The following is a 19672-nucleotide window of genomic DNA, read 5'->3' as shown; positions in this document are numbered from 1 at the left end:
CACACCCGGCGACTACGCTGGTTGTGGTCAAACCGACGAGAGGAGCCGCGGTGCAGCCCGGCCAGCCCAACATGCAACAGATCCTGCAACAGGCCCAGCAGATGCAGCAGCAGTTGGTCAACGCGCAGCAGGAGCTGGCGGCGGCCGAGGTCACCGGCACCGCGGGCGGCGGCCTGGTGACCGCGACCGTGTCCGGCGCGGGCGAGCTGAAGGGTCTGAACATCGACCCCAAGGTGGTCGACCCGGAGGACGTGGAGACCCTGGCCGACCTGGTGGTGGCCGCGGTCCGCGACGCCAACAACAACGCCCAGGAGCTGGCCGCGCAGAAGATGGGCCCGCTGGCCGGCGGTCTCGGCGGCGGCGGGTTCGACCTCGGCGGCCTGAGTCTGCCCGGGTTCTGACGGTGTACGAGGGACCGGTACAGGACCTGATCGACGAGCTGGGCCGGCTGCCCGGCGTCGGTCCGAAGAGCGCCCAGCGCATCGCCTTCCACCTGCTGGCCGCCGACCCGGCGGACATCGGGCGGCTGCAGGACGCGCTCCAGAAGGTGCGCGAAGGCGTGCAGTTCTGCCAGATCTGCGGCAACGTCGCCGAGGAGCAGACCTGCCGCATCTGCAAGGACCCGCGGCGCGACGCGACCGTGGTGTGCGTGGTCGAGGAGCCCAAGGACGTCGTCGCGGTGGAGAAGACCCGCGAGTTCAAGGGCCGCTACCACGTGCTCGGCGGCGCGCTCGACCCGCTGTCCGGCGTCGGCCCCGACCAGCTGCGCATCCGCGAGCTGCTGGCCCGGATGGGCGCCGACGACATCAAGGAGATCATCCTCGCCACCGACCCGAACACCGAGGGCGAGGCCACCGCGACCTACCTGATCCGGATGCTGCGCGACTTCCCCGGGCTCACCGTCACCCGGCTGGCCTCGGGCCTGCCGATGGGCGGCGACCTGGAGTTCGCCGACGAGCTCACGCTCGGCCGAGCCCTCTCGGGCCGTCGCACGGTCTGATCAACCTCGGGTGAAGGTCATCGCGATCGACGGGCCGTCCGGCGCCGGCAAGTCCACCTACGCGGCGTCGCTCGGCCTGCCGGTCGTGCCCACCGACCACTTCGCGACCTGGGACGACCCGGTGGCGTGGTGGCCGCGGCTGGTCGACGGGGTGCTTCGTCCGCTGCGACGGGGCGAAAGCGGGCGGTATCGGCGCATGGACTGGAGCAGCGGCGTGCCCGTGCTCGGTGCGGAAGTCGTGGTCGAGCCGACGGAAGTCCTTGTCGTGGAAGGGGTTTCCGCCGGCCGCCGGGCGGCGACGCCGTGGCTGTCCCAGCTGATCTGGGTCGAGGCCGAGGACGCGCTGGCCCGGGCGATCGCCCGTGACGGCGCAAACAGCCGGGCGGATCTGTTGCGGTGGAAGGACTTCGAGCGCGGATGGTTCCAGGTGGACGGTACCCGTGACCGGGCCGACCTAGTCGTTCAGCGCTAGCTCCAACGCCTTCTGCGCCCGGGCCAGCGCCCTCGGGTGCTGCTCGGCCCGGTAGACCACGAGCGCCCGTTGGGCCAACTCCGCCGCCTGCGTCCGGTCGCCGAGCGCCCGATGCGTGTCGGCCAGGCCGATCAGCGACTCCGCCTCCAGGTACCGGTTGTCGATCTCCTGCGCGACGCGCAGCGCCTGTTCGTGGTGGTGCACGGCCAGTTCGTGGTCGCCGCGGCGAGATTCCACCCGCGCCAGCGTGTTCAACGCGCTCGCCTCGGCTCGGCGAGCCCCGGCCTCCCGGGCCTGCGCGATCGCCGTCGCGGCGTACTCGCCGGCTTGGGCCACCTCGCCGACGTCCAGATATACCGTGGAAATCGTGTCCAGCAGGCTGCCACGGCCGTCCGAGGAACCCAGCTCGTTACGCAGGTCCAGGGCCGAGTGCAGGCAGGTCAGCGCCTGGTCGAACTGGCCGAGCTCGCGGTGGGCCAGCCCGAGGTTGTTCAGGCACGCTGCCTCGTCGTAGCGGCGGCCCAGCGCCCGATGCCCGGCCAGCGCCTGCTCCAGCAGCCGGATTGCCTCGCCGACATCGCCCAGCTCCAGCCGGAGCGTGCCCAGCTTGAACAGCGTCGTGGCGTGACCGGCCGGCGAGTCGACGACCTTCGTCACCTCCAGCGCCTGCTCGAAACAGGCCGCGGCCCGCTCCACCTCGCCCCGCTCGCCGTAGACGCCGCCGAGATCGGTCAGCGCCTCGATGACGGCGTGGTCCGGGCCCATCTCGCGGTAGTAGGACAACGCCAGCGTCACCTGGTCGACGGCCTCGTCGTAGTCGCTCAGATCCCAGGCCAGCGTGCCAAGTGCTTGGCGCATAACGGCTTCCGCCCGCCCATCGCCGGAGCGCAAGGCCGCGGTGAGGCCGATCCGGGCGGTCATGACGCCCTCGTTGCTGAGCCGGTGACCGCGGAAGTACCGGTGCAACGCGTCCGCGAGGCCCCAGGCCGCCGGCAGCGGGCCGGTCTCCTCGGCCTGCGCCACCGCCGCGATCAGGTTCGCCCGCTCCGCGTCCAGCCAGGCCAACGCCTCCACGTGGTCGGCGAACCGCGGTGTCGTCACGACAAAGCCGGCGCCCGGCACCGGAAGCCGCACACTGCCCGGGGACAGCGTGTTCGACGCCGCCGCCGAGGCGTGGTGGTAGTACGCGGCCAGATTGGATCGGGCGATCACCTTCGAACCAGGGTTCTCCTCCACGTCGGTGCGCTGCTCGGCGTACAGGCGCAGCAGGTCATGCAGCTGATAGCGGCCCGGTGAGTGCTGCTGCACCAGGTTCGCGGCGGCCAGCCGGTCCAGCAGCCGCTGCGACTCGTCCAGCCGCAGCGATGCCACCGCGGCGGCCGCCTCCGCCGTGAAGTCCGGACCGGGGATCAGGCCCAGCAGCCGGAACAGCTGCCGCGCCGCCGGCTTCAAGCCGTGATAGGAGAGGTCGAACGCCGCGTGCACGGCCGCCTCGTCATCGCCGTCCACCACCAGCGCGGCCAGTCGGTTGCCCTGCCGCAGCAGCTCCACGTAGTTCGCCACGCCCGGCCGGTTGGCCAGGTTCGCCGCGGCGATCCGCAGCGCCAACGGCAGGTTCGCGCACAGCTGGGCCAACTCGGCGACGGCGTCCGGCTCCTGCTCGACCGCCCGCTCGCCGAGCATTTCCGTGAGCAGTGTGATCGCCTCGTCCGGCGCGAGGGCGTCCAGGCCGACCGGCCGCGCGCCCTGCAACGCCGTCAACCCCAGCAGCGTGTCCCGGCTCGTCACGAGGACCGCGCAGCCCGGGCTGCCCGGCAGCAGCGGGCGCACCTGCTCGGCCGCCGCCGCGTTGTCCAGCACCACCAGCACCTGCCGGCCCGCCATGCAGGACCGGTACAGGGTGATCTGCTCCTCGACGTCCAACGGGATCTGCGACGGCGGCACCCCGAGCGCCCGCAGGAACCGCGTCAAAGCGTCCACTGTGCTCATCGGCGGCCCCGGGGCGTAGCCGCGCAGGTTCACGTACAGCTGGCCGCCCGGAAAGTGGCGGTTCACCTCGTGCGCCACGTGGATGGCCAGCGCGGTCTTGCCGACCCCGGGCGGGCCGGACAGCGTTACCAGCGGCACCGCGGTGTTCGTGTCGCCGGCCGTCAGCCGCTGCGCGATCCGATCCGCCACGTCACGCCGTCCGACAAAGTCCACCAGGTCGGCGGGCAGCTCCGAAGGCACGCTCCGGGTCGACGGGCGGGGCGCGCGCTCCGGCGGCGCCAGGCCGGGGTCGTCCCGCAGCACTGCCTGGTGCAGCGCCCGCAGCCGCTCGCCCGGGCCAACGCCCAGCTCCTCGGCCAGCAGCCGGCTGACCTGGCGAAACGCCTCCAGCGCCTCCACCTGCCGGCCCGAACGGTGCAGCGCCAGCATCAGCTGGCCCCAGAACTGCTCCTGGAACGGGTGCTCCCCGGTCACCGCCCGCAGCATCGGGATCAGATCGGTGTGCCGGCCCAGGCTCAGCTCCACCTCGATCCGGCGCTCCAGCACCTCCAGCCGCTGCTCGACCAGGCGCTGGATCTCCTCCCGGTGCAGCACGTCCGAGGGCACGTCCACCAGCGGCTGGCCCCGCCACAGGCCCAGGGCCTGGCCGTACAGCTCGGCCGCGGTCGGCAGATCCCCACTGGCCAGCGTCGACTGGGCCGCCGCGGCCAGCTCAGTGAACCGCAGCAGGTCCAGGTGGTTCGCGTCCACCGTGATCAGGTAGCCGTCCGCGGCCGTGCGGATCACCGACGGGTCGCCCAGCACCTGGCGCAGGCGCATCACATACGTCTGGAGCGTCGCCTTCGACCGGTGCGGCGTGTCGCCGTCCCAGATGCGGTCCACCAGCTCCTCGACCGAGACCACCCGGTTGGCACGCAGCAGCAGGCAGGCGAGCAGGGTGCGGTGTTTGGCAGCGCCGATTGGCGCCACCTGGCCGTCCACGACGACCTCCAGCGGCCCGAGGATCCGAAACTCCACGGCCAACCCGTTCGCACCCCTTCGTCACCGGCGAACACTGCCAGTACAGATTGTGCACGCACTCGGGGCCCCGGCCGGCGAGTTCCCGCTCTATTGCGACAAGCGGGCACCGGACCGTGTCCGGGGAATCGGCTACTCGCGCTGGTCACACCCCCCGACTGGTCGGCCTGACGGCCGGGCTCGAAGATGTCCCCCGAGCGGAACCGGTCGGAGGCGGTCGGCGTCGTAGTGCCTGACGTGAGGGGTGTTGGCAATGACTGAGCCGGACTTGAGTCCAGAGCAGCGCATGGCGAAGGTCGCCGAGCTGCGGCAACAGGCCGACGGCGCGCTCGCCGGGCTGCGTGCGCAGATGGCCGCCGTGAAGGAAGCGCAGCAGCAGGCGCTGTCGAGCACGGGGGAAGCGACCTCGAAGGACGGCAGCGTCCAGGTCGCCGTGGACGCGACCGGGGTGGTGACGTCGCTGAAGTTCGCGCCGAGCGCCTTCGAGCGCACCACCCCGGACAAGCTGGCGCAGACCGTCGTCGCCACCATCCAGGCCGCCGCGGCCAAGGCCCGGGCCAAGGTCTCCGAGACGATGGCGCCCGTGCGGACCCAGAGCGCCAACGTGCTGGCCGCCGCCGGCAGCGCCGTCGGGCTCGACGCCGGGCAGCTCAGCACCCCCGCCGTGCCGCGGACCGCCACCGACCCCGGCGACCAGGCCGACCCGTGGCGCCAGGCCCCGCCCCCGCCGTCTTCCTACAACCAGTCCTCGTACAGCCAGCCTCAGTCTTCATACAGCACGCCTCCGCCGCCGGCTGCCGCTCCGCCCGCCGCCCGGCCCGCCCCCGCCCAGCCGCAGCAGCGTCCCTCGCGCCGTGACGACGACGATGACGACGGCGGCTCCGTGCTCAACGAAGGGTCGTGGTGAGCATGGGAGTCACCCTCCCTTCGGAAGTCACCTGGGTGCTCGACCTGATCGGCGTCGAGTGGCCCAACATCGACGAGGACGAGCTCCGCTCGGCCGCCGACCAGTTGCGCCAGCTCGGCTCCGAGCTGTCCAGCAACAACGGCGACGCCAAGTCCGACATCGAGGAGATGCTCGGCGTCAACTCGGCCGAGTCGCTCCAGATCTTCGAAGCGCTCTGGAAGAAGCTGGCCGACGGGCACCTCCAGCAGCTCGGCGAGGGCATGGACCTGCTCGCCACCGGCCTGGACATCGCCGCCGTGGTGATCGTGGCCATGAAGCTGGCCGCCATCGTGCAGCTGGTCATCCTGGCTGCCGAGCTCATCGCCGACCAAGCCGCCGCCATCGAGACCCTCGGCGCCTCCGAGGCCCTGGCCGTCGCGCAGACCGAGTTCACCGAGCAGATCGTCAAGCAGGCCATCGAGCAGGCCATCCAGACCGTCGAGCAGCAGCTGCTGTCCGTGGTCGAGGGCCCCATCTTCGCGGCGCTGGAGAGCGCCGGCGAGGAGCTCGCCACCCAGCTCGTCGGCGATGCTCTCGGCACCCATCAGGGCATCGACCTCGGTGCCGTCGCAGGGGCCGGCGCCGACGGCTTCTCCCAGGGCGTCAGCGACTCCGTCGACCAGGTCGAGGGCATGGCCAACTCCGTCGCCAACGATCCCCTGGGCACCGCCGAGTCGGTCGCCACCAACCAGGGCATCCCGACGTGAGCAAGATCAACGTCCACCCGGACCACCTGCGCAAGTCCGGTGGCAAGCTCAAGGACTTCGGCGGCCAGATCGAGCAGACCGGCTCCAAGCTGGAGGAGACCGGCCAGAACCTCGTCTCCCACGCTTCCGGCGACCGCTCCGGTATCGGCTCTGTGGTGGCCAAGGCGATGGGCCGCGGCGTGGAGGTCACCGGCAAGGTCTTCAAGGAAGGCGGCCGCGTAGCCGGCTCCGCCGGCGGCCGCCTCGGCAACTCCGCCGACCTGTTCGAAGAGGCCGACTCCACCGGCGCGTCCGGCCTCAAGAAGATCCACAACGACGGCAAGTCCAAGTCCGTCACCGGCGGTTCTTCGCGTTCCGGCTCCTCCGTCAGCGCCAGCGGCGGCTCCGGCAAGAAGGCCAAGTCCGTCGCCGGCGGCTCCTCACGCAGCGGCTCCTCCGTCGGTTCGGGCGGCGGTGGCAAGGACCACAGCGCTCCCGCGATTCCAGGCGGAGGTGGTGAACCAACTCGGCTCAGCGGCGACCTGCCCGATCCGCATTCGGCATCCGCCCAGCTGCCGGGCCTGCTGGAGCGCCACGGCATGACGCAGGACGAGTTCGACTCCATGCGCCACCGGATGAACCAGCCCGGCGGCACCGCCAACGTCAGCCACGACGAAGCCTTGAAGTGGCGTGCGCTGCGCGAGGACATTCCCTTGGAGAACGGGACACCGGTCCAGAAGGTGCTCAATCCCTGGGCGGCGCAGCACTATCTGGACAACTCGACCGACGACAAGTTCGACCCCACCGTGTCCAGGGGTTGTTTCGCCCGCGTGTCCGATGCGGGACAGATGCACACCCCCGCTCAGAACTACGAAGGCCTGCGGCTGGACTACTCCGGCACTCCGTTCACGCCAGGCGATCAGTCGGTGCACGTGCTCCGCACGACGGCCGAGCCTGGAAACTACTCCGTTCCCTTCGGTGGTCCCACCGAGGAGGGTCGGGCGAATATCGGCGGCACGAACGTCTGGGGTGAGCCCTACACCGGCAACGGCTTCACCGGCTCGGACAAGTACCTGGTTCCGGAATGGGACCGCCAGGAATCGCCCCTGCGTAACGGCGACACCATTCACGAGCTCTACGCCGACGGCACCTCTCGTCAGGTGGCGCACTACATCGATGGTGTCGGCTGGATCAAGGAGGACCAGTGACCGATCCGTACAGGCAGCGTTACTACTCACTGGTCGGTGGCCGTCAGTTCCACACCGCCCTGACTGTCGACCCGGATGTTGTCGACCTGTACTGGCGTGACGAGAACCCGCCGATGCCGGGCTTCGAAAAGGTCGCGCCGAACGTCTACATCAGGCACACACCGCTCGCCGAGGTGGACAGCGTGCACCGTGTCGAGTGGTTCGCCGAGTATCGCGGCGAGCCCTTCAAAGTGACCGCTGACCGCGGCGACAGTCTGCTGCTTTACTACCTCGGCGGAAATGAGCCCAAGGCGCGGGAGCTGGGCCTCGACATCGAGGAGCGCTTCGTCGCCACCGGTGTCATTCCCAAGGCGGAGATCAAGAACCTGCGCGAGGTGGACACCGTGATCTGGCCTGAGGAAGTAGTCGAAAAGTGACCCCTGACTCGTTTTGGATCCGGAGGTCTGCGTGAACATCGAGGAACTGGAATCCGCCGTCGCCGCCATCGGCATCCCAGCGCGTATGGTCGCCGCCGGCGGGCACGCCCAGTTCTCGTGGTCCGTCGAGCAGGCCGAGGACGGGGCATGGGAGGTGTACTGGCTGGAGCGGGGCGACAAGAACGACCTGGAGCGCTTCGCCGATGAGAACCAGGCCTGCACCTACCTGCTGGGCCGGCTCACCTACAGCCAGATCCTCGCGGGTCTGAAGTGGAGCGACGCCCAGTGACCGGCGCCGTGAGCTCGGAGGTCCGGTGAACGCTTCCGAGCTGGCGTCCTGCCTACCGCTTCTTGGCGTTCCCGATCGCATGGTCGTCGCCGGCGGCTCCGCCGAGTTCGCCTTCTGTGTCGACCAGGACGAGGAAGACGGTGTCTGGGAGGTCTACTACCTGGAGCGCGGGCAGAAGAACGACCTCCTGCGTTTCGCCTCCGAGCATCAGGCCTGTTGCTACATGCTCGGTCGCCTCGCCTATTCCCAGATCCTCGCCGGCCACCGCTGGGGCGACACCCCATGAACCAATGCCGTTCAGATAAGCGGTCTGTGCTGGTCGGTGTGGTGAACTGACGGGGCGAGGGATGACCGGTACGTTGCCCAGGCGTGACGTCGTCTGGGGTGGAGTCGCCACCGAGGCCGCAGGGCCGGTTGACTGACCACATTGGACTGGGTGTGTTGTCCGCCCGGTTCGATCGTGACCTGATCGAAGAGGTCCTCAACCGCACCGGGCGGCGGGAGAGACGCAGCCGGCGGCTGCCCGCGCACGTGATGATCCGCTATGTGATCGCGATGGGCTTGTTCTTCGCCGAGTCCTACGACGAGGTGATGCGCCGGTTGGTCGGCAACCTGCGCAAGCTCGGCTCCTGGGTCGATGACTGGCAGGTGCCCACCAAGTCGGCGATCACCCAGGCCCGCCAGCGACTGGGACCGCACCCGGTGAAGGCGCTGTTCGAGCGGGCGTGCGTGCCGTTGGCCACCTCCGCCACCAAGGGCGCCTGGCTGGCCAGGCGCAGGGTGATGGCGATCGACGCGACCAGCTTCGACGTGGCCGACACCCCCGACAACGCCGAGCGCTTCGGCAGGACCGGTTCGGGACCAAAGGCGTCGGCTTATCCGAAGCTGCACGTCGCGGCGTTGGCCGAATGCGGCAGTCACGCCATCGTCGGCGCGGTGCTGGGCTCGGTCCGGACCGGGGAACGTACCCTGGCCGCCGACCTGGCCGCCTGGGTTGGCCCCGAGATGTTGGTGCTGGCCGATGCCGGCCTGTACTCCTACGAGTTGTTCGGCCGGTTCGCCGCCACCGGCGCCGACCTGGCCTGGCGGATCGGCGCCTCGGTGTCGGTGGGGCTTGTGCGGTGGCTGCCTGATGGCTCCTACCTGGCCCTGATCTACCGGTCCGGGCTCGGCGCCGAGCGGCGTGCCCGGCTGGTCGCACAGGCCCACGCCGGCCAGGACATCCAGGCTGACCTGGCACGGCTGGTGCGCGTGGTCGAGTACACCGTCCCGGACCGCAACCCCGACGGTGAGCTCATCGTCGTGATCACCACCGTGCTGGACCCGCATGAGCTGCCGGCGCTGGAGTTGGCCGAGGCCTACCACCAGCGCTGGGAAGCCGAATCCGCGCTGGACGAGCTCAAGACCGATCTGCGCGGTCGCGGTGAGGTCCTGCGTTCCAAGACTCCTGACCTGGTCGAACAACAGATGTGGGGCCTGCTGCTGGCCCACTACGCCATCCGCGGTCTGCTGCTGGACGCCGCCGACCCCGCCGGCTACGACCCCGATCGCATGTCGTTCATCAAGGGTCTTCGCGTGGTCCGCCGCCAGGTCACCGACCAGGCGGCCATTACCCCCTGAGTACCTGAACGACGCTCACATCGACGCGATCGAGGAGATCCGCCGGCACTCCAACCCACCGCGCCGCGAGCGTGCCTGCCCCCGCGCCGTCAAACGCGCCCGGCACAACTCCTACCGGGTCAAACGCCTCACCGACGAGAACATCCGCCATCCCGGCCCGGCTACGCCTCTGCTGGCCTGCCCAAACACCCAAACTTAACGGCATTGTTCCAGGGACCAGACTCCCCAGCCGAGTTACCGGCATCCGTCACCACCTATCGTGGACGTCGCAGAACCCGAGCGTGTCGCGATCCCGCCCAGGCGATTTCAGCCGGTCACGCACCGATAAGACGCCTGGGCCCCGGACTGCATGAGCTCATTCAGATGATCCTACCCAGGACAACATACGCGAGATTGAAAGCAGCAGCCACAACAGCCGTACCGGTCACCGCCACGGCAATGGCACCACGACTGCGCAGTCGCCTCACGGCAATCCCAGACAGCAAGGCGAGCCCGACCACGATGATCACAACCCAGTAGACCGGGCTCGTGCTTGCGGCAAGTTCGACCAAGCCGTAGATCCCCTCCCCGACACCGATACCGGACAGCAATGCGGCACCGAAGGCGGTCCGTATCTGCGATCGGGAACGCAGCCAGGCGGTGGCGACGCCGACGAAGGGACCGGCAACGATGCCCACCAGACCGAACTGGATTGGGCTGTAGAACAGACCTTGCAGTTTGGCCACTAGGGTGTAGCCGAGTACGAGCAGCAGAAAGCTGGCCGCACCGAGAACGGCCGACGCCGCAGGGCTCAGCCGCGCCCAAAAGATCAGGAGCACTGCCAACAAGGTCCACCCACTGGCCGAATTGGCCACTGAGGACAACACCTCAGGGAGGACTCCCTGAGCGAAGAACGTGAGACCACCAAGAACGAGACTTCCCACGACAACCACACCGGCACGCATCACGAAACGTCGCCAGCCGGCGTGGTCGTGCGGGTCCTGGCCCTCCGCACCCAACGTCCCCGTGGGATGGTTACGCTGGTCATCCGGCCGCGCCATACATGGCCCCTTTCGATGTTGATGTCGATGGTGTCCGCTTCGAATCTACCGGGCGTTACACAGCCGGACTCGAACTATCAGTGGTTTGTTAAGTCGGGAGGTACAGGTTCAGGGGTTGTCCATGCGCGACCGCGTCAAGTAGGGCTTGCAGCTCAAGCGGTGGTCGCGGCGACCAGGCCCGCCAGCAGCGTCGCAGCATGATCCAGGGGGCAGCCAGCCCCGGACCGTGCGCACTATCGTGGGCCAGTTCGGCAACGGCAACGGCGCGCTGCCGCTGGGTCCCCCTCTCTCCGGAGACGACGGCGTCCGTCTGCTCCGGCGCCTGAACTGCCGGCGGACGGCCGGCCCAGACGGTGTTCCAACAGAACGCGAACGCGCAGTGCACCAGGGTCTGGTGCCGGCGGATCGCGATGTCGGAGCGGACCTGAAACCGGCCCACCGCGGCCTCGTCCGGCGATCAGTCGACGTCAGGCCGTACGGGCTTCGATGGCCGCGGCGAGCCATGCCCAGGCAGCACGACTGTCCGCGCGGGTGTGCTCCTGCTCGCTCGGGGTGGTTCCGTTAACCCTGGCCACCAAGGACAAGTACCGGCCGAGCAGGAGGCCAACGCGGAATCCAGGGCCGGCTTGCCCCTCATGTCGAGCGGCCGGATCCGGCATGTCGGTGGCTGCCACAGCACGGCGCAGGTGCGCGGAAACACCTGCCTCCCCAGCGGAGTCGAACCCCCACGCAACGAAGCGCTCGGCAAGGTTGCGCGCCTGGGCCGAGTCAACCGACATACCCGTTCGCTGCGCCTCCTGGGCTTCTTGGAAGAGCGTCGTCAGCGCATCTGCACGTTGGTGCCAGTCCGGACCGACCGCTTGGCGCTGGGCTGTGACAGCGGAAGCGTTGCGCAGGATCTGCCGCATCTCGGCGCGGAAGTCGGAACTGCGCAGAAGGTCAGCGAGCTCGATCCAGGCTTCGAGCTGTTCGCTGGTCGGCTCGTCTGGCAGTTCGGGTTTCCTTTCCCGCAGTTTCCGAACAGCGGCCGAGTGCCCGTCGACATCGGCCGTGACTTCGTGCCAGAACTCCTCGACGAGCCGGTTGCGGTCGTCGTCGGACATGGAGACGAGCTTGTGCATGAGGTTCACCTGTCCGTTCGGGCTCTGTTTTCTCACGACGGCGCGCAGGACGGCTCGCCGGGCGTGGAGACGGCGCAGTTGCCCTTCGACGAGTTCGAGGTGCGTCGCCGCAAGTTCGTGAAGTGTCGTCTCCTCGGCCAGGAGCCGACGGATGTCGTCCAGGCTCGCGTCGAGCTCCCGGAGGGTACGAACCAGTTCCAGACGGGCGATCGCGTGGACGTCGTAGAGCCGGTATCCAGAGTCGCTGTGGCAGGTGGGCGCGATGATGTCGGCGTCGGCGTAGAACCGGACAGCGCTGACACTCAGGCCCGTGCGCCGGGCTACGTCACCGATGGCGTACAGCTCAGTGTCGTCCACAGCGGCCACTATGCAGCCTCAAGCAGGTTGAGACTCAAGCGTCGCCGCGCTCCCGGTCGCCACGACCGAAGCCCTCCCCTCGGTCTGAGCACCGTGACACGCTCGCGAGCCACGTCGTCTCAAGAGCATGTCGAGATCGGCGTATGGCTCTTGTATACAGTCGTTCTGCGTCCGATGGCGTTCTGCGTCCGGTGGCCGGCGGCAGCAGTGTTGCCCGTTTCGCGGTCCGTCTGCAGGCATTCATGGGCGATTTTGCGGAAGGCGACGACCAGGCGGCTGTCGTCGGTGGCGCGGGTAGCCAGCACGACGTGGCTGGGTTCGACGTCATGGAGTGGGATGGTGGTGAGGTCGGAGCGGATGCTGGCGGCGGGGACGATGGCGACGGCGTCACCGGCGGCGATCAGTTCGACCTTGTCGGCGTAGGAGTCGACGAGGGGGCCGTCGGGTGCGGGGCTGCCGCGGGCCGTGGGTCGATGCGCCAGTAGGGGTTCCAGGCGGGGGCGCGTAGGCGGGGGATGGGTTCGTCGGCGATGTCGTCCAGGGTGACCGATTCCTTGCCGGCCAACCGGTGGTCACGGAGATCATGAGTAGTCGGGGCTCGTCGTAGAGGATCGAGACGTGTAGTTCGTCGGTGCGCAGGGGGAGCCGGGTCACCACGCGTCGATCCGGTGGTCGAGTAGGGCTTCGTGGTTCGTCCCAGTCCAGGTGCAGGGTTCTGGACGTCGGCGTCGGCGTGCTGTTGGCGCAGGCTACGGATGGCCGGGGGAATGATGATCTCGTCGGTGTAGCCGATGGTTATCCGGCTGGGCGGTGGCTCGGGTGGCCGCGGCGATGGCACGGAGGATGGTGTTGGCCCGGGGCAGGAAGACCTCGCCTGCCTCGGTGAGCCGGCTGCCCTGCGGGGTGCGGTCGATGAGTCGGGCGCCAAGGCGTTGCTCGAGGTTGCGGATTTGCCGGCTGAGTGATGGCTGTGCGATGCGGAGCTCGGCGGCGGCCCGGCCGAAGTGGCGGTGCGCGGCGACGACAGTGAAGTAGCGCACCAGCCGCAGGTCGAGGTAAGTCACCAGCTCCGGCCCGCCGAGACCACCAGCAAACGCACCGCGCCCTCCCGACGCGCCTGATCCCTCTCGGCCGGAGAGGCACTGCCCTCATACGTACGACAGCAGCACTTCCGTGAGGTGGAGTCTTCGCTGGTAGTGGCTTGTTCGACGCTGTGTTGATGACGGCGGCGCCATCGTGACCATCGATCGATGAAGTCGCGACTGCGGCTGCGTCCGGTGCTGTCTCCGGTGGCGAGCAAGATCAGCTGGACCCTGGCGGAGGCCGTCGGCAATCAGCCCCCTGACGGCATCCCTGACGGCATGCGGCGGCTGCTCAACCGGGCTGGGTGGGGCGGGTCGCCGCCGGTTGCGTTTCTCTCGTCGCCCGGTGCGGCCCGGGGATCTCGTCAGATCACGGTCGAACCAGGCGGACAACACGCACAGTCCACTGTGGTCAGTCAACCGGCCCTGCGGCTTCGGCGGCGACTCCACCCCAGACGTCGTCGCGCCTGGGCGGCGTACCGGTCACCACTACCCTCGTAGCTCACCACCTTGACCAGCAGACATGGCTTATCTGAACGGCATTGCGTCCTGACCCGTTCGTGCGTTCACCCTGAACCGCTTCTCGGCCTGCCGTACCCTGCCGATGGGTTTGAGATGCTCTGACCGTCACCTGGGGGCGACGTGAAGAAGGCCAACATCCATCCGGACCACCTACGGAAGTCGGGCGGCAACCTCAAGAAGTTCGGCGGCACCATCCAGCAAACCGGCGAGACGCTGGAGACGACCGGCCAGAACCTGGTCTCCCATGCCTCCGGGGATCGATCCGGGGTCGGTGCCGTGGTCGCCAAGTTCGCCGGTCGGGCCACCGAGATCGCTGGCAAGACCTTCAAGGAAGGCGGCCGTGTAGCCGGCTCCGCCGGAGACCGCCTCGGTAAAACCGCCGACCTCTACGAGGAAGCCGACACCACTGCCGCCACGAACCTCCGCAAGCACCATTCCGGCACCAAGAGCAAGACCTCCCCGCCCGGCGGCTCCGCGCGTTCTGGCGCCTCGGTAGGCAAGGTCGGCACCGGCTCCGGCGCAAAGCCCAAACGTGTCCCTGGTGGTGGCACTGGCAGCGCCGAGAAGGTCGGCTCCGCAAGCGGCGGCAAGGACCACAAGGCCCCCATCCTGCCCGGTGGCGGCTCTGCCCGACGCAAGGGCGACCTCCGTGACCCCGTCTCGGCGACCGACCAGTTGCCCCAACTCCTCAAGAAGCACAACATGACGCGAGAGGAGTTCGACTCCCTCCGCCACCGCATGAACCAGCCCGGTGGCACCGCGAACGTCACGCACGAGGAAGCCATGAAGTGGCGGGCCCTTCGTGAGCAGATGCCGCTGGAGAACGGCACTCCGATTCAAAAGGTGCTCCAGCCGCACGTGGTCGACAAGTATCTTCAAGGCGTGGTTGAAGACAAGAAATTCGACTACCGTAGATCTGGTGGATGTTTCGCGCGAAGCGTTGACGCCGAGCAAATGCACACTCCTGGTGAGAAGTACAACGGACTTGCGCTCAACTACCCGGGAACGCCGTTCTCTCCTGACATGGAGTCGGTGTATGTACTTCGGACGGCCGTTGTCAACAAGGACAACTACGACATCCCCTTTGGTGGCACCACACAGGAGGGGGTCGATAATATTCAAGGAACTCGCCTCTGGAGTGAGCCCTTCAATGGGAATGGCGTGACTCGCTCTGATGACTATCTGGTTCCGGAGTGGGAGTCGAGCGGTGAGCAGTTGAGGTCCGGTTCGACAATCCATAGAATTGACCGAGACGGTACCACTCATCTTGTGGCCACGTTCAGAGGAAAGCGCTGGGTCTAGCTGAAAGGTGTGTTTTTCTGTGTCTTACCTCGCAGTTATGGGTGGTCGTGAGTATGAAGCGAACCTCACCATGGATGACGATGTTGTCGAGCTGTACTGGCAGGGAGGGGAGCCTCCGATTTTGGGGTTTGAGCTTGAAGGTCCCAATTTTTACGTTCGGTTGACTCCGAGGGTCGACCTTGACTACCTTTTTGATTCCGAATGGTACTGCGAATATAAAGGTGAGCCGTTCAAGGTTCAGACTGACTATGGCAACGAGCTTTCGCTTCATTATTTGGGTGGAAACATCAACAAGGCTCAGGAGTTGGGCTTGTCCATTGAAGAGCCACTGGTTGCGGTAGGTGTCGTTCCTCGTAAAGATGTTGAGAACCTTCGTGAGGTTCGTACGCAGCTGTGGCCGCCGACCGATGAGGGTAATTAGTTCTCGAGCTGTGCCTTGGATTGGCCGGGCGTGTGGCGGAGGTCGTTGACGGCATGAGGACTGTTAGGTCCTGCTGGGCGAATGGCTGTCCGACAAAGCGTGTGTTCCACGGTCACGATCGACTGGTCAGAGCCGGTGGGTGACCAGGTGGTGGCGGGCGGTCTGGACGGAGCGTTGGCCGGCTTCGTAGGCGAGGCGGACGCGGAGGTCGGCGACGGTGAGGGCGGCGCCGTGGCGGGCGCCGGCGTGTTGTGGTTTGGGGCCGAAGAGGTGGGGGCGGAGCAGGACGGCGGCCACCAGCAGGAGGGCGCAGGCGGCAAGGGTCAGCCCGAGCATGGCTGGCGGAGGTCGAGGGCGGCTTGGCGGAGGGCGGCCTGGACGGCGAGGGGGTCGCCGGGGAGCCAGTCGGTGGCGACGGGAGAGATCCACCAGGTGAGGGCGCCGCCGCGAACGGGGCTGGGCGGCAGGGGGATGCATTCGCCGGAGGTGCAGAGTTCGACGCCGGGGAGGTCGGGGGCGAGGGGGAGGCCGGGGCGGACGAGGAAGCGGATGCGGTCGGGGGACAGGGACGCGGGGGCGATGGAGCGGCGGAAGGGCGCGGTGCGGGTGGCGGCGACGCCGAGCACCAGGGGCACAGAGATGACGTCGAAGGCCTGGCCGGCCACGCCGAGCACGGAGTAGGGCGCGATCTTCCACAGGGAGTGCACGCGCCGGACGTCGCGGGTGGGGCGGGGGAAGACGGGTTCGAACTCGCCGGCGGTGCGGTTGGTGTGGCCGCGGGTGTATTCGGTCCCGGTCCACACCGAGCCCGGGACGATCGGCCAGCCGGCCAGGTGCGTGTAGTCGCAGGCCGCCGCTTGGAGGCGGGTGCGGAGGGTGGGGGTGATGGGCATGGGGTCAATTTAGCGGGCATAGTTGTTGGTAAGCTACCAAGTGTGTGTCCCTCAATCGGGTGGGGTTGGGGTTGGGGGGCTTGGCGCGGGGCAGGATGGGTGGCCGCGGACTGTCTTGGTGGAGGGGTGTGCTGATGGGGTCTGCCGCGGTGGCGGCGTACCGCGAGCTGCTGGGTGCGGTCCTGCGGAGCTGTCGGGAGAAGGCCGGCATGTCGCCCACTCAGGCCACGAAGCTGCTGAGCTGGTACAGCAGCGTCAAGATCGCCCGGCTCGAGGCCGGCGCCATCAAGGTTCCGGCGGACGAGCTGGAGCGCATGCTCGCGCTCTTCCAGGTGCCGGCGGGCGAGGCGGAGAAGATCCGGTTCTTCGGCGAGAAGGCCCGTGAGCGGCCGTCCCGGATGACGGCCAGCGAGAGCGCGTTCCGGGCCTACGTGGCCGAGGCGTCGGAGATCAGCACGTACGCGGACCAGCTGCTGCCGGATCTGACGCAGACCGTGGACTACGCGAACGCGCTGCTGGGGACCTCGCTGCGCACAGCGCCGTCAGACGTCGGACGCGAGACGCGCGAGCGGGTGGAGGCGCAGCGGCCGCTGACCGCGGCGACGCCGCCGGAGTTGCGGATCGTCGTCGGTGAGCCGGCGCTGCTGCGGCCGGTGGGCGGGCGCGTGGTCCTGCGCATGCAACTGGAGCACCTGCGCGGCCTGGTCGAGCGGCCGAACGTGACGTTCCAGGTGATCCTGATCGACCATGGCGAGCACGCGGCGCTCGGCCTGCCGTTCACGATGATCACGATGGCGGTGCCGGCGTTCACCACGGTCTACACCGAGGGCCTGACGGCGGTGTCGTACGCGGACGCGCCGGACGAGGTGGACGCCTACCGGCTGGCGTTTCGCCGGCTGACCGAGGCGGCGCTGCCGGCGGAGGACTCAGCGAAGCTGCTCGACCGTCGCATCGACGAGCTCGTCCAGTGACAGCCCGACGGCCACGGCGACGGCGGCGACGGTGAAGAACGCGGGCGTCGGGACCCGGCCGGTCTCGATCTTGCGCAGGGTCTCCACCGAGATCCGGGCGTGCGCGGCGACGTCGACCATGCTGCGCCGGCCCCGGGCGGTGCGCAGCAGCCGGCCGAGCCGCTCGCCACGGGCTCGCTCGGACTCGGTCAGGGGGAGGCGGACCACAAACGTCATAGTAATACCGGTAAAGTTATTGGTGTGATCGAGCTGAAGACAAACGCCGAGATCAGGGCCATGCGGGTGGCCGGCTCGGTGGTGGCCGCGGGGCTCGCGGCCGTGCGGGACCACGCCGAGATCGGCGTCAGCCTCAAGGATCTGGACAAGGTCGCGGCCGAGGTGCTGGCGCAGCGGGGCGCCACCTCTTCCTTCCTGAACTACCACCCGCGCTTCGCGCCGAGTCCTTATCCGGCGGTGCTCTGCACGAGCGTCAATGATGCGGTGGTGCACGGCATCCCCAACGACTACCGGCTGCGCGACGGCGACGTGCTGAGCATCGACTTCGGCGCCGAGGTCGACGGCTGGCACGGCGACGCGGCGATCACGGTGCTGGTCGGCGAGCCGCAGCCGGAGGATGTCGCCCTGGTGGCAGCGACCGAACGGGCGCTGACCGCGGCGATCGAGGTCTGCCGGCCAGGCAACACGCTCGGCGACATCGGCCACGCGATCGGCCCGATCGCCCGCGGCGCTGGCTACGGCATCCTTGCCGACCACGGCGGCCACGGCGTCGGCCACGCCATGCACGAGCTGCCGCACGTGCCCAACGAGGGCCAGCCGGGCAAGGGCATCAAGCTGCACCCGGGCCTGGTCATCGCCATCGAGCCGATGTTCCTGCTCGGCGGTGAGGACACCTACTGGACCGGCCACGACGGCTGGACGCTGCTCACCGAGGACGGCAGTCGGGCGGCGCACTTCGAGCACACGATCGCCATCACCGAGGGCGACCCGATCGTGCTGACGGCCCCGTGATGCTGCTCGCGGACGCCCGACGGGAAGTCGTCGAGACGTGTCGGCGCGCGGTCGAGGACCGGCTGGTCATCGGCACCGCCGGCAACGTCAGCGTCCGCGTGGGCGACCTCGTCGCCGTCACACCGAGCGGCCTGGACTACGGCGACCTGACGCCGGAGCTGGTCGGCGTGCACGAACTGGACGGAACCGCGGTCGAGGCGCCGCTGAAGCCGACCAGCGAGCTGCCGATGCACCTCGCGGTGTACGCCGAAACCGACGCCAGAGCGGTCGTGCACACGCACTCCATCGCGGCCGCCGCGCTGTCGGTCGTCGTCGACGAGGTGCCGGCCGTGCACTACTACCTCGCGCTGCTCGGCGGCCGGGTGCTGGTGGCGCCCTATCGCGCATTCGGCTCGCCCGAGCTGGCGGTCGCGCTCATCGACGCGCTCGGGGACCGGCCGGCCTGCCTGCTCGGCAACCACGGGGCCGTGACCACCGGCGACGACCTCACGCAGGCCTATCAGCGGGCCGGCTACCTGGAGTGGGTCTGCGAGGTGGCGCTCAAAGTCGTCGGCGCCGGGCGTACCCCGAAGCTACTCACCGAGCAGCAGATCGCCGAGGCCACCCGGAACTTCATCGGCTACGGCCAGTCAGCCGACGATGGCCTCCAGGTCGACGTCGTCGACAGGGTCGGCAGCGGCCTGACGGCGCCGCTGGACCCGCAGGAACATGCTGGCCGGCAGGCTGAGCACGGCCGCGATGCCTAGGGAAACCCCTAGAGCCAGCGGAATGTCGTCGTCGGCGAGCTGGCCGCCGAGGTAGCCAAGCAGCGTGGCGTACAGACACCAGAGCGTGCAGCCGATCGTCGACGCCATCGCGAACCGACGCAGCGGGAAGCGCAGCGAGCCGCACAGCACGGCGCCGATGGTGCCGCCGGCGGGCATCCAGCGTCCGGCGATCAGGATCGGCTCGGCGTTGCGGGCCAACCGTTCCTTGATCCATTCCAGCACCACGGCGGGGGTGCGGCGCTGGGCGAACTTCGCGATCGCCGGCTGTCCGATCCGCCGGCCGATGCTGTAGTTCATGAGGTCGGCCAGCACGCACGAGACGATGGCGGTGAGCACCACCCACTGCAGCGGGAGCTTGCCGGACGCGGCGAGCACGCCGCAGGAGATGAGCACCGGCTCGGTCGGCAACAGCGGCACGAAGCCGACGAGGAACACCAGTCCCAACGCCGCTGCGACACTGTCCGGAACGCTCATGACCACAGTCAACATGCTCGGAGCCCGCGTGATGCCCGATCACATGGACTCCTCAGGAAGTCGACAGCGGC

Annotated in this window: 23 protein-coding genes and 1 pseudogene; 16 read left to right on the top strand and 8 right to left on the bottom strand. The window is 68.6% G+C overall.

Annotated elements, in window-relative coordinates; genetic code table 11:
* Positions 1-71 precede the first annotated feature (71 nt).
* From JJ691_RS37750 to JJ691_RS37740, 3 genes are read left to right on the top strand one after another with little or no spacing between them, the layout of a single operon-like run.
* Positions 72-401 (top strand): YbaB/EbfC family nucleoid-associated protein, encoded by a 330-nt coding sequence (locus JJ691_RS37750; protein ID WP_211771961.1) that lies wholly within the window; start codon positions 72-74, stop codon positions 399-401.
* A gap of 2 nt (positions 402-403) precedes the next feature.
* Positions 404-1000 carry a recombination mediator RecR gene (gene recR, locus JJ691_RS37745; RefSeq protein WP_211764295.1) on the top strand — a complete coding sequence of 199 codons (597 nt, stop codon included), beginning with the start codon at positions 404-406 and terminating at the stop codon, positions 998-1000.
* Between the two features lie 10 nt (positions 1001-1010).
* Positions 1011-1472 carry a uridine kinase family protein gene (locus JJ691_RS37740; protein ID WP_211764294.1) on the top strand — a complete coding sequence of 154 codons (462 nt, stop codon included), beginning with the start codon at positions 1011-1013 and terminating at the stop codon, positions 1470-1472.
* Here JJ691_RS37740 and JJ691_RS37735 read toward each other — a convergent pair.
* Positions 1455-4478 (bottom strand): AfsR/SARP family transcriptional regulator, encoded by a 3024-nt coding sequence (locus JJ691_RS37735; RefSeq protein ID WP_211764293.1) that lies wholly within the window; start codon positions 4476-4478, stop codon positions 1455-1457. The two genes, JJ691_RS37740 and JJ691_RS37735, sit on opposite strands and share 18 nt — an antisense overlap.
* Before the next feature lie 253 nt (positions 4479-4731).
* Here JJ691_RS37735 and JJ691_RS37730 point away from each other — a divergent pair, with 253 nt between their 5' ends.
* The 7 genes from JJ691_RS37730 to JJ691_RS37700 all read left to right on the top strand — a co-directional run bounded on the left by JJ691_RS37730 (position 4732) and on the right by JJ691_RS37700 (position 9643).
* A complete protein-coding gene (locus tag JJ691_RS37730; RefSeq protein WP_211764292.1) occupies positions 4732-5385 on the top strand; it encodes a YbaB/EbfC family nucleoid-associated protein in 654 nt (217 codons plus the stop codon).
* Positions 5386-5387: 2 nt separating this feature from the next.
* Complete coding sequence (locus tag JJ691_RS37725) at positions 5388-6131, top strand: WXG100-like domain-containing protein (RefSeq protein WP_211764291.1); 744 nt, start codon at positions 5388-5390, stop codon at positions 6129-6131.
* Positions 6128-7318, top strand: coding sequence for a hypothetical protein (locus JJ691_RS37720; protein WP_211764290.1), 1191 nt, complete (start codon positions 6128-6130; stop codon positions 7316-7318). The genes JJ691_RS37725 and JJ691_RS37720 overlap by 4 nt, the downstream gene beginning before the upstream one ends.
* Positions 7315-7734 carry a hypothetical protein gene (locus JJ691_RS37715; protein ID WP_211764289.1) on the top strand — a complete coding sequence of 140 codons (420 nt, stop codon included), beginning with the start codon at positions 7315-7317 and terminating at the stop codon, positions 7732-7734. Before JJ691_RS37720 ends, JJ691_RS37715 begins: the two co-directional genes overlap by 4 nt.
* A 31-nt stretch (positions 7735-7765) precedes the next feature.
* Complete coding sequence (locus tag JJ691_RS37710) at positions 7766-8023, top strand: hypothetical protein (RefSeq protein WP_211764288.1); 258 nt, start codon at positions 7766-7768, stop codon at positions 8021-8023.
* Between the two features lie 25 nt (positions 8024-8048).
* A complete protein-coding gene (locus tag JJ691_RS37705; RefSeq protein WP_211764287.1) occupies positions 8049-8309 on the top strand; it encodes a hypothetical protein in 261 nt (86 codons plus the stop codon).
* Positions 8310-8392: 83 nt separating this feature from the next.
* Positions 8393-9643, top strand: coding sequence for an IS4 family transposase (locus JJ691_RS37700; RefSeq protein WP_211764286.1), 1251 nt, complete (start codon positions 8393-8395; stop codon positions 9641-9643).
* Positions 9644-10002: 359 nt separating this feature from the next.
* Here JJ691_RS37700 and JJ691_RS37695 read toward each other — a convergent pair whose 3' ends face one another.
* Positions 10003-10683: a DUF6518 family protein gene (locus tag JJ691_RS37695; RefSeq protein ID WP_211764285.1), complete on the bottom strand. Its 681-nt coding sequence runs from the start codon at positions 10681-10683 to the stop codon at positions 10003-10005.
* 467 nt (positions 10684-11150) lie between these two features.
* Positions 11151-12161 (bottom strand): MerR family transcriptional regulator, encoded by a 1011-nt coding sequence (locus JJ691_RS37690; protein ID WP_211764284.1) that lies wholly within the window; start codon positions 12159-12161, stop codon positions 11151-11153.
* A 191-nt stretch (positions 12162-12352) separates the two neighbouring features.
* Here JJ691_RS37690 and JJ691_RS52685 point away from each other — a divergent pair, with 191 nt between their 5' ends.
* Positions 12353-12646, top strand: a complete 294-nt coding sequence (locus tag JJ691_RS52685) for a hypothetical protein (RefSeq protein ID WP_249227274.1) — start codon at positions 12353-12355, stop codon at positions 12644-12646.
* Between the two features lie 264 nt (positions 12647-12910).
* On the opposite strand, the gene JJ691_RS52680 is transcribed toward JJ691_RS52685, so the two are convergent.
* Complete coding sequence (locus JJ691_RS52680) at positions 12911-13225, bottom strand: LysR family transcriptional regulator (RefSeq protein WP_249227273.1); 315 nt, start codon at positions 13223-13225, stop codon at positions 12911-12913.
* A 660-nt stretch (positions 13226-13885) separates the two neighbouring features.
* On the opposite strand from JJ691_RS52680, the gene JJ691_RS37680 reads away from it, so the two are divergent.
* Together JJ691_RS37680 and JJ691_RS37675 are read left to right on the top strand one after the other, a co-directional pair.
* Positions 13886-15067, top strand: a complete 1182-nt coding sequence (locus JJ691_RS37680; RefSeq protein ID WP_211764283.1) for a WXG100 family type VII secretion target — start codon at positions 13886-13888, stop codon at positions 15065-15067.
* 19 nt (positions 15068-15086) lie between these two features.
* Positions 15087-15488 carry a hypothetical protein gene (locus tag JJ691_RS37675; RefSeq protein WP_211764282.1) on the top strand — a complete coding sequence of 134 codons (402 nt, stop codon included), beginning with the start codon at positions 15087-15089 and terminating at the stop codon, positions 15486-15488.
* 126 nt (positions 15489-15614) lie between these two features.
* Here JJ691_RS37675 and JJ691_RS37670 read toward each other — a convergent pair whose 3' ends face one another.
* A complete protein-coding gene (locus JJ691_RS37670) occupies positions 15615-15824 on the bottom strand; it encodes a hypothetical protein (protein ID WP_211764281.1) in 210 nt (69 codons plus the stop codon).
* Positions 15812-16381 (bottom strand): hypothetical protein, encoded by a 570-nt coding sequence (locus JJ691_RS53135; RefSeq protein WP_211764280.1) that lies wholly within the window; start codon positions 16379-16381, stop codon positions 15812-15814. The genes JJ691_RS37670 and JJ691_RS53135 overlap by 13 nt, the downstream gene beginning before the upstream one ends.
* A gap of 134 nt (positions 16382-16515) precedes the next feature.
* Between JJ691_RS53135 and JJ691_RS37660 the strand changes: the two genes are divergently transcribed.
* Positions 16516-17352: a helix-turn-helix domain-containing protein gene (locus JJ691_RS37660; RefSeq protein WP_211764279.1), complete on the top strand. Its 837-nt coding sequence runs from the start codon at positions 16516-16518 to the stop codon at positions 17350-17352.
* Here the strand turns inward: JJ691_RS37660 and JJ691_RS37655 are convergent.
* Positions 17308-17559, bottom strand: coding sequence for a helix-turn-helix domain-containing protein (locus JJ691_RS37655; RefSeq protein ID WP_211771960.1), 252 nt, complete (start codon positions 17557-17559; stop codon positions 17308-17310). The genes JJ691_RS37660 and JJ691_RS37655 overlap by 45 nt on opposite strands.
* A gap of 33 nt (positions 17560-17592) precedes the next feature.
* Between JJ691_RS37655 and map the strand changes: the two genes are divergently transcribed.
* The gene (gene map / locus JJ691_RS37650) at positions 17593-18360 is read left to right on the top strand and encodes a type I methionyl aminopeptidase (RefSeq protein WP_211764278.1); all 768 of its coding nucleotides are present in this window, start codon (positions 17593-17595) and stop codon (positions 18358-18360) included.
* A pseudogene (locus tag JJ691_RS37645) lies at positions 18360-18989 on the top strand (class II aldolase/adducin family protein); the annotation flags it as partial. The gene map and the pseudogene JJ691_RS37645, both read left to right, overlap by 1 nt.
* Here JJ691_RS37645 and JJ691_RS37640 read toward each other — a convergent pair.
* Entirely contained in the window at positions 18990-19601 is a 612-nt protein-coding gene (locus JJ691_RS37640; protein ID WP_211764277.1) for a DedA family protein, read from the bottom strand.
* Positions 19602-19672 lie beyond the last annotated feature (71 nt).

Origin of the sequence: Kutzneria sp. CA-103260 (assembly GCF_018263855.1) — a bacterium.
Classification (GTDB): domain Bacteria; phylum Actinomycetota; class Actinomycetes; order Mycobacteriales; family Pseudonocardiaceae; genus Kutzneria.
Note: the sequence above shows the minus strand (reverse complement) of the source record. Positions and strands in the feature narration are given on the sequence as shown.

Excerpts from the sequence above, each read along its gene's own strand:
- JJ691_RS37750 (WP_211771961.1), top strand. The coding sequence starts at position 72 with ATGCAACAGATCCTGCAACAGGCCCAGCAGATGCAGCAGCAGTTGGTC.
- JJ691_RS37730 (WP_211764292.1), top strand. The coding sequence starts at position 4,732 with ATGACTGAGCCGGACTTGAGTCCAGAGCAGCGCATGGCGAAGGTCGCC.
- JJ691_RS37725 (WP_211764291.1), top strand. The coding sequence starts at position 5,388 with ATGGGAGTCACCCTCCCTTCGGAAGTCACCTGGGTGCTCGACCTGATC.
- JJ691_RS37695 (WP_211764285.1), bottom strand. The coding sequence starts at position 10,683 with ATGGCGCGGCCGGATGACCAGCGTAACCATCCCACGGGGACGTTGGGT.
- JJ691_RS37670 (WP_211764281.1), bottom strand. The coding sequence starts at position 15,824 with ATGCTCGGGCTGACCCTTGCCGCCTGCGCCCTCCTGCTGGTGGCCGCC.
- JJ691_RS53135 (WP_211764280.1), bottom strand. The coding sequence starts at position 16,381 with ATGCCCATCACCCCCACCCTCCGCACCCGCCTCCAAGCGGCGGCCTGC.
- JJ691_RS37660 (WP_211764279.1), top strand. The coding sequence starts at position 16,516 with ATGGGGTCTGCCGCGGTGGCGGCGTACCGCGAGCTGCTGGGTGCGGTC.
- JJ691_RS37640 (WP_211764277.1), bottom strand. The coding sequence starts at position 19,601 with ATGAGCGTTCCGGACAGTGTCGCAGCGGCGTTGGGACTGGTGTTCCTC.